9 protein-coding genes and 1 riboswitch are annotated in these 11,871 nt (G+C 63.9%); of the genes, 1 reads left to right on the top strand and 8 read right to left on the bottom strand.

The genetic code is table 11. The features are described 5' to 3' along the window. The first annotated feature begins 2 nt into the window (after positions 1–2). Positions 3–1,085 carry a tartrate dehydrogenase gene (locus GX515_06435; GenBank protein HHY32654.1) on the top strand — a complete coding sequence of 361 codons (1,083 nt, stop codon included), beginning with the start codon at positions 3–5 and terminating at the stop codon, positions 1,083–1,085. 54 nt (positions 1,086–1,139) lie between these two features. Here the strand turns inward: GX515_06435 and GX515_06430 are convergent, their stop codons facing one another. The 8 genes from GX515_06430 to ssnA all read right to left on the bottom strand — a co-directional run bounded on the left by GX515_06430 (position 1,140) and on the right by ssnA (position 11,850). After that, a complete protein-coding gene (locus GX515_06430; GenBank protein ID HHY32653.1) occupies positions 1,140–2,129 on the bottom strand; it encodes a DMT family transporter in 990 nt (329 codons plus the stop codon). A 6-nt stretch (positions 2,130–2,135) separates the two neighbouring features. Further along, positions 2,136–2,939 carry a HesA/MoeB/ThiF family protein gene (locus GX515_06425; protein HHY32652.1) on the bottom strand — a complete coding sequence of 268 codons (804 nt, stop codon included), beginning with the start codon at positions 2,937–2,939 and terminating at the stop codon, positions 2,136–2,138. Beyond that, entirely contained in the window at positions 2,933–4,123 is a 1,191-nt protein-coding gene (locus tag GX515_06420; protein HHY32651.1) for a 5'-deoxyadenosine deaminase, read from the bottom strand. The genes GX515_06425 and GX515_06420 overlap by 7 nt, the downstream gene beginning before the upstream one ends. Positions 4,124–4,432: 309 nt before the next feature. Then, a complete protein-coding gene (locus GX515_06415; protein ID HHY32650.1) occupies positions 4,433–6,262 on the bottom strand; it encodes an aldehyde ferredoxin oxidoreductase family protein in 1,830 nt (609 codons plus the stop codon). 15 nt (positions 6,263–6,277) lie between these two features. Beyond that, a complete protein-coding gene (locus GX515_06410) occupies positions 6,278–6,715 on the bottom strand; it encodes a 4Fe-4S dicluster domain-containing protein (GenBank protein HHY32649.1) in 438 nt (145 codons plus the stop codon). Between the two features lies 1 nt (position 6,716). Next, positions 6,717–8,702 carry a 2Fe-2S iron-sulfur cluster binding domain-containing protein gene (locus GX515_06405; protein ID HHY32648.1) on the bottom strand — a complete coding sequence of 662 codons (1,986 nt, stop codon included), beginning with the start codon at positions 8,700–8,702 and terminating at the stop codon, positions 6,717–6,719. A 209-nt stretch (positions 8,703–8,911) separates the two neighbouring features. Further along, a riboswitch (purine riboswitch) is annotated at positions 8,912–9,015 on the bottom strand. Positions 9,016–9,102: 87 nt separating this feature from the next. Then, a complete protein-coding gene (locus tag GX515_06400; protein ID HHY32647.1) occupies positions 9,103–10,494 on the bottom strand; it encodes a pyridoxal-phosphate dependent enzyme in 1,392 nt (463 codons plus the stop codon). A gap of 27 nt (positions 10,495–10,521) precedes the next feature. After that, on the bottom strand, positions 10,522–11,850 hold the full coding sequence (ssnA, locus tag GX515_06395) for a putative aminohydrolase SsnA (GenBank protein ID HHY32646.1): 1,329 nt from the start codon (positions 11,848–11,850) through the stop codon (positions 10,522–10,524). Positions 11,851–11,871 lie beyond the last annotated feature (21 nt).

Raw genomic sequence — 11,871 nt, 5'->3', positions numbered from 1 at the left:
TCATGGACACAATAAGCGTCGCTGTGGTTCCTGGTGACGGAATAGGGCCCGAGGTAACCGCGGAGGCGGTCAAAGTGCTCAGGGTGGCCGCGGAAGTGCATGGCGGGCTCACTTTCAGCTTCACGGAATTCGCCTGGGGTTGCCAGTACTACCTAAAGCACGGCCGCATGATGGATGAACATGGCCTTGACGCGCTTCGAGATCATCAGGCCATACTCTTGGGCGCGGTCGGGGCACCCGGGCTGGTTCCGGACCATATCTCCCTTTGGGGCCTGTTGCTCCCCATCCGTAAATCCTTCGACCAGTATGTGAACTTACGACCCATCAAACTGCTCCGCGGCGTGCCCGGGCGACTGATAGGCAAGGGCCCGGAGGATATCGATTTCGTGGTCGTCCGCGAGAATACCGAGGGGGAGTACTCCGGAGTCGGAGGCAGGGTCCACATCGGAACGCCGTTCGAGGTGGCAATCCAGAGCAACGTTTTCACCCGCCACGGAACGGAACGGATCATGAGATATGCCTTTGACCTGGCGAGGAAAAGACAGAAGGCAAAACGCGTCGTGTCCGTGACGAAGTCCAACGCGTGCAACTACAGCATGGTGTTCTGGGACGAAGTGTTCCACGCCGTGGCCAAGGACTACCCGGACATCGAGGCTGTTCAGGTTCACGTGGACGCGGCGGCCATGTACGTGATCACAAGGCCTGAGTGGTTCGACGTAGTCGTCGCGACGAACCTTTTCGGGGACATCCTCACGGACGAGGGTGCAGCGATCCAAGGCAGCATCGGTCTTGCGGCCGGGGCGAATCTCAACCCAGAAAAGAAATACCCGTCTATGTTCGAGCCCATCCACGGCTCAGCTCCCGACATCGCGGGCAAGGGAATCGCCAACCCCGTCGCAACCATATGGGCGGCAGCCATGATGCTGGACTTCCTGGGATACGAGGACATGGGCGCGCTTGTCATATCCGCCGTCGAACGCACCCTCCTCGAGGACGCGCCAAAGCCGTTCGACCTCGGGGGAACAGCTACCACCTGCGAGGTGGGCGACGCGGTCTGCGAGAGCCTCTACCGGTTGGCGGGCTAGGCCGCGAGCCACACACACTTAGCGGGCACCAACGCAGCCACACGCAGCCGACGCTCACCCGGTGCCGCCGTGTGCTGCCGCCGGGCGAGCCTTGCCGCCCGCCCGGGCGGAAAACAGGGTAAAGACAGCTATTCCAGAGACCACGAGAGCGCCTCCCGCCACTGCGGTGGCAGGGGGCGTCTCTTTCAGCAGCGTCATCGCGAGCAAGGTCGCGCCCACGGGCTCGCCCAGCACGCTCACGGATATCACGGACGCGCTCACATAGCGGAGGGCCCAATTGAACACGGTATGCCCGAGGATCGTGGGAACCGCCGCGAGAGCGAGAAAGAGCATGTAGTCGCGGACCGGGTAGGGATGAAGGCGCAGACCTCGGACAGCGCACGTCAGTGCAAGGATGACGGTGCATGTGCCGTACGCGACGAAGGCGTACGGCACCACCGAAAGCCTCTGTCTCACGCCCCGGCCCACTAGGGCGTAACAGGCGAACATGAGCGCCGAAAGCACGGCGAGAAGGTCGCCCAGGAGCACGGATCCTCCGCCGACCGAGTCGCCGAGACCGATGACGGCGGACCCGGCTACAGCGCTCACCGCACCGGCTACTGCCCACCCGGAGGTCCTCTCGCCGAAGATGATGCGACTTGCGAGCATCACGAAGAGGGGATGCGTCTCCACCAGCACCGCCGAGCTAGCGACGGACGTGAGGGAAAGGGAGGTCATCCACGCCCCGAAATGCACCGCGAGAAAGCCGCCCGCAAATAGCGATAGAACGAAGTCCGTGCGCCTCATGGCCAACACTTCGTGCCTTGCGCCCACAAGCGCAAACGGCGCCAACATGAGCGTTGCAAGACCCATTCTCCATGTGGCTATGACTAGAGGAGGCGCCGACGACAGCCGCACGAAGACCGACGCGAACGAGACCGCGACAACGCCTATGCCGATGGCAACCCATGGCGGAATCCAAGGCCGCTCGCACGCGCCTAGCCGAGGCCCTGCTGAAGCCCGCGCCCCCCTTTCCCTCCCTGTCCTCGTGGTACTCATGCTCATGCGGCATCACTCCAAAGGAATCTCCGACCCGCCGCGCCCCCCGTCGGAATCAGCAGGCGCTTTGCCGCTGCCGCATGCGGGGCAGTTGGGGTCGCGTGCGGCGCTCACCTCCCGCCACGTCATGGCGAGCCCATCAAACAAAAGCAGCCGTCCCACCAGGGTCTGCCCTATACCAAGGATGATCTTGAGCGCTTCGAGTGCCTCGATGCTGCCAATGACCCCGGGCACCGCGCCGAGGATCCCCGCTTCTCTCGGCGACGGCACTGTGCCGGGCGGTGGAGGCGCAGGGAACAGGCACCGATAGCACGGCCCCTTGCCCGGGATGATCGTGAGCACCATGCCGTCGAACCTCAGCACCCCCGCCTCTATCAGAGGCTTGCCGGCCCTCACGCACGCGTCGTTCACCACGTATCTCGTCTCGAGGTTGTCCACGGCGTCCAGCACAAGGTCGTACGCCCCAATGATCTGGGATGCGTTCTCGGCGTTGAGGCTCATGCGGCAGGGAACCACGTGAACGCTCGGGTTCAATCGCCCGATTGCACGCCTGGCCGACTCGACCTTTGCGAGGCCCAGGTGGTTGACGCCGTGAAGGATCTGTCTCTGCAAATTGGAGACATCAACCACGTCGGGATCCACCAGTCCCAGCGTCCCCACCCCGGCTGCTGCGAGATACATCGCTGCTGGAGACCCCAAGCCCCCGGCCCCCACCACCAGCACCTTAGCAGCCCGTAGCCGCTCCTGACCAGCCTCACCGATCTCGGGGAGCACAAGCTGTCTGGAATACCGCATTCTCTCCTCATCAGTCAACATCTCCGCACCACCCGCCGGAGCGCCTTTGAAGCCTCACGTATCACTTCATCTTCGTTAAAGGCGAGGAGTTTCCTCCCGTACATGAGGATTCGTCCATCGACGATGGTGGTCTCCACGTCGGACGCGTTGGCCTCATATACAATGCGGGCCATCACGTCCACACCATCTGCCGGGACCGCGTGGGGCGCGTGGAGGTCGACGATCACGATATCCGCGCGCTTCCCAGGCTCGATGCTGCCGATCTCATCCTCCAGACCCATTGCGCGCGCGCCGCCCATCGTCGCCATCTCCAATACCGCCCGAGCAGGAAGCGCGGTGGGCCCGAGACGCACTTTCTGAATGAGCGCTGCGTGCCGCATCTCCCGAAACATATCGAGGTTGTTGTTGCACGGCGCTCCATCCGCCCCCATCGATACGAACATTCCCATCTCGAGCATCTCGGGCACCCTCGCGATCCCTGATGCCAACTTGAGATTGGACGACGGGCAGTGAACCACTTTCGTGCCGGAGTCGCGCAGGATCGCCATCTCCTCTTCGTCCAGCCAGACGCAGTGAGCGAGGACGAGGTTCGGGCCAACTAGCCCGAGCTCGCGAAGGCAAACAACGTTGCGCATGCCCCTGTCTTGCTGCACGAGCGCCACCTCGCCGCGATTCTCCGACGCGTGGGTGTGGACGAGCACGCCTGCGGCCCTCGCCATGTCGCGAACTCGAACGAGAAGCTCGTCCGAGCAGGACACGACAAACCTGGGTGCAAAAGCGTAGCGGATCCTGCCGTCGTCATGCATGTGCCACCGCTCGAGCAGCGCCTCGCTCTCACGGAGCGAATCCGGGGTGGACTCCTTGAGGCTCGCGGGCACGTCGGAGCCGTAATCCATCATTACCTTCCCGGACGCGGCCCGGATGCCCGACGAGTCGATCGCCCAGAATGCGCTCTCGGTGTGGTGCACCGTCTCCATGTCAATGATAGACGTGGTTCCACCCTTTATGAGCTCGGCTATGCCGAGCATCGCGGACCAATAGACGCTCTCCTCATCGTGCGCGCCCTCGAGCGGCCAAACGCGTTTCTTGAGCCAGTCTAGGAGCTCAAGGTCGTCCGCTTGGCCCCGAAAGAGCGTTTGACAGAGGTGAACATGCGCCTGGACGAAGCCCGGCAGCACGATCTTGCCCGAAGCGTCTATGATCATGTCCACATCATGCCTGTGGCCGCCCGCGGGGAGCTCGTGAAATCCTGCGTAACGTGCGCTCGACCCGCATTCCTCGTCCCGGGCAATGCCTGGCGGACCCACCCCGAGACCGCCGGGCGCATCCCGATCTGGGCCCGGTCCCCCTGCGTCATCCTCATCATTCGGACGCCGCCGCCCCCTGCTGGTCGACCCAGGCCAGACCACCTCGGCTATCCTCCGCCCATCGATGAGGACGTCCGCGCCCTCCAGCACTTCTCCCCTGTTGTTCATGGTGACTACGGTTCCGCCGCGGATGAGGATCTTCGCCACCTACGCCACTCCTTTCACTTCTATCCCGAGCGCCTCGATCTTCTCTCGGGTGGGCACGCCGTCAAGAGTCCACCCGCGTCTGGAATAGTACTCGGGGAGCATCCTCCCGAGGTCCACCGTCACATCTTTCGCGGGCCCTTCGGCGAGGCCCTCAGTCAGAAAACGCTTGGGAAGGGTATCGTCATCCGGCGTCATACCGCATCGCAGGTTGAAGACTCTCTCCACATTAACGATCCTCTCGCCTATCGTAAGGAGGTCTGTCTCAGAGTAGGCCCGCCCCGTCGCAAATGTCAGGAGGTCCGCAACATCTTTAGGCATGACGGCGTAAGTTGCAAACGTGCAGTACTTGCATATCTCCGCCGAGTCGCACACTGCGCCGTAGTTCTCGTGCCAAATGACCATCGGGACCTTGCCGTTCTCGGTATACGGGTCCACACAGTCAGGGCTCCCGAACCAGCGGATCCCTTCCTCCCTGGTCTTGCTGAGGAGCTCAAAGTTGGGGAGGGCCCGCAGGTGATCTCCACCCCTGCTCGCCACGGCCTCGCCGAGCGCAAAGCCCTTGCCGGTTCGCACGTCGAACGCCGGAAGCTCCAGGCCCTTGACGTGAAGAGCGAACCCTTCGCTGCCGGGGATCTCGCGCGACATGGCCTTCACGCCCTTTGCGAGGAAAGCCCCGATGCCGTCGCGATACGCGATCTTGCGCAGGCAATCGATGACGAAGTCCGCGTCGCCCCACTCGTATCTCTCGTCGATGAGGCCGCGCTGCGAGCACTCCATGAGGAACGCGATGCTCGTGCCGGCGGATATGGTGTCGAGCCCGTAGTCGTTGGCGAGCTGGTTGGCCTTGAGAATGGCCGCGAGGGATCCAACGCCTACTCTGCTCCCTAACGTAACCATGGTCTCGTACTCCGGGCCCATATTCTCGCACTGATACGGCCCCGACGCGACACGGGCGTAGTTCTTGCAGTGGAGGATGCACGAGAAGCATGCCTTGGAGGCGAGCTTGTAGGTGTCCTGGTACACGTGGCTGGAGATGTCCTCGTAGTGCTCGAATAGGCCAAGCTGCCCGTTTCTCGTGGAGAGCCCGCCGCTCGCCTGGGCGATGTCCACGAGGATCAGCGTTCCGTACTCGGAAAAGTCAGCGTAGGTCGGGTCCGCTATGAGCTTCCTGTGGCATTCACGGACCTTTGCGAGGAACCTCTCGTCATCTGCCACTGGGATGTCGCGCGACCCGCGCACCGCAATCGCCTTGAGGTTCTTGGAGCCCATGACCGCCCCCACGCCAGTGCGGCCCGCAGCGTTGTGGCCCGCCGCCATGATGTTCGCGTACGGAACGAGGTTCTCGCCGGCCTGGCCGATGGCGATCACCTTGACATCGCTCCCGTGCGCCTTCTCGAGGGCACTGACCGTATCGAACACGCCTCGTCCCCAAAGGTGAGACGCATCGCGCAGCTCCACGTGGTCATCATCGATGAGCAGGTAGACCGGACCCCTTGCCCTGCCCTGGATGATGACGGCGTCGTAGCCGGCGAACCGGAGCTCAGGGCCGAAATGCCCGCCGGAGTTGGCATCCCCGAGGAGCCCCGTGAGGGGCGACTTGCAGCCCACGGTGAACCTGCCGGATGAGGGCGACAGAGTCCCGTCCAACGGGCCCGTGGCGACGGTCAGCACATTCTCCGGCGACAGAGGGTCGACGTGGGCATCTACAAGGTCGTAAAGCACTCTGGAAGTAAACCCGCGGCCTCCAAGGTAGCAAGACTTCCATTCCTCCGGCACCCTGGTCTTGCGCGTTCGACCAGCGGCAAGGTCAACCCACAGCAACCTATCCATGTACGACACCCGCCTTCACCTCGCTTTCAGGACAAGGGCCCCGGTAGTGCAGAACTTCACGCACATAGGATCGCCGTGGCAGAGGTCGCAGACAAGAAGGTCGCCATCGAACACGCGAATCCCGCCGGACGGGCACGCGGTGACGCAGTCGCCGCACAGGTCGCATGCGGCCTCGTCCACGAATACCTCCCCGTCGTCCCACGTAAGTGCCCCCCTCCTGCATGCCGCGACGCAAGGATGCTCGTTGCAGTGGTTGCACACGTGAAGCTCCTCGGCACATCCGCGCCGGAGCACTCGTATGCGAGCCCGCTTCGGGTTAAACGCACCGAAGTGCGCTATGGAGCACGCAAGCTCACAGTTCCTACACCCGGTGCACTTCGTGGGCTCGAACACCCGGATGTCCATGTCGTTCCCGCGGGTCAGCAGGTCGAGCGTTTCATACCTTGAAGCCATTTCACCGCGCACCTCCTTCCGCGGGTTTGACCGAGGCGCCCGTCCCGCCCGATCCCTCGGCAGCCGCCGGCGTGCCCTCCGCGCGAGAGTCGCCGGCGCTTCGATGTGAAGTGCGAAGTTGCGCTGAAAGACGCACCGGGTCGTGCAGGAGCTCTTTCGCGCGGCTCCCGCCCGGCTCGCCCAGAAAACGCTCGTAAAGCTCGACGATACCTGGGTTTCGACGCGGGCATCGGGCCTCAATGGCCCGGTCGATGGCTCGAAGCGCCGCGCCCCGCAGCCGCTCCGGCCCATCCTCCGCACGCTCCCAGTTCATTGCAATCGGCTGGCCGCCTCCACCTACGCAGCCGCCGGGGCAGGCCATCACCTCCACGAAGTCGTACGGCCGTCCTCCCGCCCGTACGTCGTCCAGTATCTGCCTTGCTGCCGCAAGCCCCTGCACCACAGCGACACGCAACTCGAGGTGGCCGATGGCCACCGTCGCCTCAGCCACCCCTGGACCGGGAGGTCCGCTCGCGACGCTCCCGTCTCCGTCCGCTTCGAGCCTTTCGAGCCTCGCCGCGAGCTCGTCTGCGAGCGTCCGGAGCGCCGCCTCCATGACCCCACCCGTAGTGCCGAATATGGTCCCGGCGCCGCTCGCGCTCCCAAGAGGCCCATCGAACGCGCTCTCCTCCAGCGAGTCCACGTCGATCTCAACCGACTGAACCAGCCGGATGAGCTCGCGCGTGGTGAGCACCGCGTCGACGTCGCGCAGTGCGCCCCGGGCCGCCGCGCCTCCATGGCCCCGGCCGTCGTCCGACGCCCCGAGCGGTCCAAGCCCTTGCGGGCCGTGCCCTTCCGTCCTTGCGACCTCGAATTTCTTCGCCGTGCACGGCATCACGGACACGACGAACACATCCTCCGGGGACACGCCCTCGGCCTCATGGATCACCGCTTTCGCAACTGCCCCGGCCATCATGTGAGGCGACTTGCACGTTGAAAGGTGTCCGACAAGTCCGGGATACTCGGTCTCCACGAACCTCACCCATGCGGGACAACACGAGGTGAACATGGGTAGCTTGCCGCCCGACTCAAGGCGTTGCCTTAACTCGTGCGCTTCCTCAACCGCCGTGAGGTCCGCCCCGAACGCCGTATCAAATACCCTGTCGAACCCCAACTTCCGTAGCGCGGCCACCATGAGCGCCGTCGCGACCGTCCCCGGCGGCCTGCCCCATGCTTCTCCGAAGGTGGTCCGGAGCGCGGGCGCTGTCTGAGCTACCATGAGGGTCCTGCGGTCCGCAAGCCGGCGCCTGACCTTGACCAGGTCCGACCTCTCCGAGAGTGCTCCGGTGGGGCACGCTGCCACGCACTGCCCGCATTCCACGCACCGCGTCGCCGCCGCCGCGTCCTCGAATGCAAGCGAACGACACCTCACCCACTCCTCGCTCAGGATCCCGCGCGGCCCGGTCCTCTCCATGACGCCACGGGCCTCCCCGACCTCTGCGGCCAACGACTCATAGGGGGTCATGCCGTGCATCCTCATGCACGCCGCAACGCACCTTCCGCACATGACACACTTGTTCGGATCGCGGACTATCGCTCGGCCCGTCCTGTCCACCGCAAGCTTCCGCCGCCTCATGCGAAGCCTGCGGACGCGCACGCCGAGCTCGTCGCCGAGCGTCTTGAGCTCGCAGTATCTCCTGCGCTCACACACTAGGCACTCCGCAGGATGCTGCGCTAGGAGGAACGTCACCACCTCGCGGCGTCTTGCCACCACCCTGTCCGCCGCGGTACGAATGACCATTCCCGGCTCCACAGCATGGTCGCACGCGGTCACCAAATCGTCCCTGCCCTCCACCTCGACCACGCACACTCCACACCGCGCACCCTGATCGGTCCATGGGTGGTGGCACAGCGTCGGCACCGCTACTCCGGCGCGCCTCGCGGCCTCCAGGATGCTCGTTCCTTCGGGCACGCTGCACGCCCGACCATCCACCAAGATCTCCAGCACGCCCCTCACCTCCGATCGCCCATTCTCTCGCGGTGGGTCCCTTCAGTCCGCGTTCCGGCGCCCGCTCGCCGCTGTCACCGGGGACCCGGGGTCAGCCGGTGCCCGGCGCGCCCCGTCCGAATTCGGCGCGCAGGCTGGCGGCTGGCAGAATTCTCGACTCGCCAAGGAGGCCGCCCCAGCCGGCTCGGGGGCCCCGAGATCGAGCGAACGATCCCCGGACGCCCTCTCATAGCCAGGTTGGTTGCGGCCTCCTGGTAGAAACGCCTGAACCCACGATTATCAGGTCTATATGAGAGTAACGCCTTGGCACGCTATAGTTGGTGTCTTATGAATATTCGTCGAAATCCTCGGCACTCCTCCCTACCCCGGCCTACCCCGGCGTCCGCCCACCGGCCCGCGCTCACGCGCGGGCAGCACGGATCATCGCATCGATCTCGGCCACCTTGGCACGCTGTGCCACCCAGTATTCCTGGCTCTTCTGCGCATTGAGTTCCTCGACTGTCTTGCCCTGTTGCTCCACCCAGGTGTAATACTTCAGGTTGTGCCAGCGCTTTCGGTTTTCTACCGTCCCCTCGATTATGTGGTCGAGCTTGGCGGAAAGGAATATGGCCTCGTGACGACATGCCGCCTTCACGCGGTCCATCGCGCCGTAAGCTTCGGATAGTGCCCCCATCACTGATTCGTACCTGTCTATCGCGTCCGTGGCCACCGTGACGATGTTGTCGTTCGGGCCGAATTCGTAGAACTTGGCGGTCTTGATCGCGCCCAGGATATTGCACACCCCCGAGATCCCGATGATGCGCGAGAGCGTTTGCACGGCCTCCTGGTCGATTCCCACATCGCCTGCGAGATACTCGAGCCCCACCGGGTCGGTCAGAAGCTGAAGCCCTTTCTTGCACTCCAAGTCGTCGATGCACATCATGGCATCCATGTTGTTGACGTTGTGGATCCACGTGACGTGCTTGTCGCCGATGCCCTGGATGTCGTGGGCGCCGTACCCGTTGTAAGAAAGCGTGGGACACTGGATAGGCTCCAGTCCCACGATGCGTGTCTCGTAAAACACCTCTTTCAGGCGGTCGCCGGCTGCGATGGTCCCCGCCGAACCCATCGCCGACACGAACGCCGCCGTTCTGCCGTTTCCTATGCCCTTTCGGCCGAGCTCCTGAACGGCCTCGACCACGCTGTTGCCGGTCACATAGTAGTGAAACCGGTAGTTGCCCATCTCCTCGAATTGGTTCAGGACACGCACCCGGTCTGGGTCTGCCTTAACCAATTCCTTACACTTGTCATAGATTTCCTTGACGTTGCTCTCACACCCCGGTGTCGCAATGGCACGCGCGCCGTAATACGCTATCCTCTCAAACCGCTCGGCGCTCATCTGCTCAGGCAGAATGACGAGAGAATCGTACCCCATCCTCGGCCCCACCCAGGCACCGCCGATCCCGTAGTTGCCTGTAGAAGGCCAGACCAGCGTGTGTTCACCCGGCCGGATCTCCCCGCGGAGCTGCTTCTCCACGGCCACGGAGTAAGTCGCCCCCACCTTGTGGCTGCCCGTAGGAAAGTCTTTGCCGTAAAGGAGGATGATGTTCGGCTCCACCCCCGTCAGCGCCTTCGGCACCACGAAGTACCTCACTTTGTTGTCCGGCCCTTTCCACGTGATGTTGTACAGGTTGACCGGATCGAGCACGTCCTCCTGAAACGCCTTGAGCGCCCTCTCCCTCACGTTCGGGTCGATGCGCTCGGGGTGGAGCATCTCCTCGAACGTGGGGCCGTACACCAGCTTGCGTGTCATAACTCCCTCACCTTTCCGACCTTTCGGTCAAAACCTCTCCCACACCCTTCTCGCAAGCTCCCGCGAGCGGGCAGTGATCCTCTCCTCGCCGAGCCCCAAAAGCTTACGGCCGCGCATGAGCACACGCCCAGCCACCACCGTGGTATCTACGAGCCCGCCGCTCATGCCGAAGAGGATGTGGCTGTAGTAGTTGCCGGGGTCGAGCGGCGTCGGTGGACGGTAGTCCACGACTATCACGTCACCGGCAGCGCCCGGTTCGAGCACGCCCAGCTTAAGCCCGAAAACCCTGCGAGCGATCTCGCGGTTGTTCCCGAACGCCATCGCCGGGACCTCGCTCCACGCAGCGCTGGGGTTTTTCTCGGCGAGTTTGTGGAGCGTGTTAGCGACCTTGACCGACTCGAACATGTCGGCGGTGTAGCCGTCGGTGCCGAGACCGACTCTAACGCCTCTAGCCATCATCCGCAGGACGGGCGCCACACCGACGGCGTTACCCATGTTCGACTCGGGATTGTGCACCACGTTCACGTCCCGCTCGCGCAAGATCTCCATCTCGGCCTCGGTGATATGAACGCAATGAGCGGCGATGGTCTTCGGACCGAGGATGCCGAAGGCGTCCAGACGCTCCACGACCCGCTTGCCCGACTTCGCAAGCGCGTCCTCGACGTCCTCCCGTCCCTCAGCCACGTGCACGTGGAACCCGACATCGAGCCCCTCGGCTGCCTCGCGGCATTTCGCCAGCGTCGCATCGGACAAGGTGATTTGCGCGTGGAGCCCGAACGATGCGGCGAGGTGTTCGCCCCGTTCGCGCCTGCACCTCTCGACCAACCTCACGTTCTCACGGATGCCCTGGTCAGCGATGTCCACGCCGTCCCTGTCGGAGACCTCGTACGCAAGGCACGCTCTGATCCCCGCCTCGCCCACCGCGCGCGCTATCTGGTCGAGGCTGCCCGCGACCGCCATCGGGCTGGCGTGATGATCAAGGATAGTGGTAGTCCCGCAACGGATGCAGTCGATGAGCGGAACCAGGGCGCTCACGTATACGTCCTCCGGCCCCAAAGCCTTGTCCAGCCTCCACCACAGACGCTCCAAGATCTGGATGAATGTGCGGGGCGGCGCGTCCTTGAGCGCCATTCCCCGCGCAAACGTGCTGTATAGGTGCATGTGGGCGTTGATCATCCCGGGCATGATCACACGGCCCCCGGCATCGATGAACTCGGCGTCCGGGTAGCGTCGTCTCACTTCGCTCGTGCGGCCGACATCTCGGATGATGCCGCCTTCGATAGCGACCGCGCCGTCCTCCAGCACACGCCCCTGGACGTCGAAGGTGAGAAGACGGCCTCCTCCGATGATGAGCATGGTTCCGTGCCTCCTTCCGGT

It is taken from the genome of Bacillota bacterium (assembly GCA_012842395.1).
Classification (GTDB): domain Bacteria; phylum Bacillota; class SHA-98; order UBA4971; family UBA4971; genus UBA6256.
The sequence above is the reverse complement of the archived record's forward strand: the minus strand, read 5'-3'. Positions and strand labels throughout refer to the sequence as shown.

Bases quoted from the DNA above. Each gene is read 5' to 3' on its own strand.
- ssnA (HHY32646.1), bottom strand. From the start codon at position 11,850: ATGCTCATCATCGGAGGAGGCCGTCTTCTCACCTTCGACGTCCAGGGG.
- GX515_06400 (HHY32647.1), bottom strand. From the start codon at position 10,494: ATGACACGCAAGCTGGTGTACGGCCCCACGTTCGAGGAGATGCTCCAC.
- GX515_06435 (HHY32654.1), top strand. From the start codon at position 3: ATGGACACAATAAGCGTCGCTGTGGTTCCTGGTGACGGAATAGGGCCC.
- GX515_06425 (HHY32652.1), bottom strand. From the start codon at position 2,939: ATGTTGACTGATGAGGAGAGAATGCGGTATTCCAGACAGCTTGTGCTC.
- GX515_06415 (HHY32650.1), bottom strand. From the start codon at position 6,262: ATGGATAGGTTGCTGTGGGTTGACCTTGCCGCTGGTCGAACGCGCAAG.
- GX515_06430 (HHY32653.1), bottom strand. From the start codon at position 2,129: ATGAGCATGAGTACCACGAGGACAGGGAGGGAAAGGGGGGCGCGGGCT.
- GX515_06420 (HHY32651.1), bottom strand. From the start codon at position 4,123: ATGATCATAGACGCTTCGGGCAAGATCGTGCTGCCGGGCTTCGTCCAG.
- GX515_06410 (HHY32649.1), bottom strand. From the start codon at position 6,715: ATGGCTTCAAGGTATGAAACGCTCGACCTGCTGACCCGCGGGAACGAC.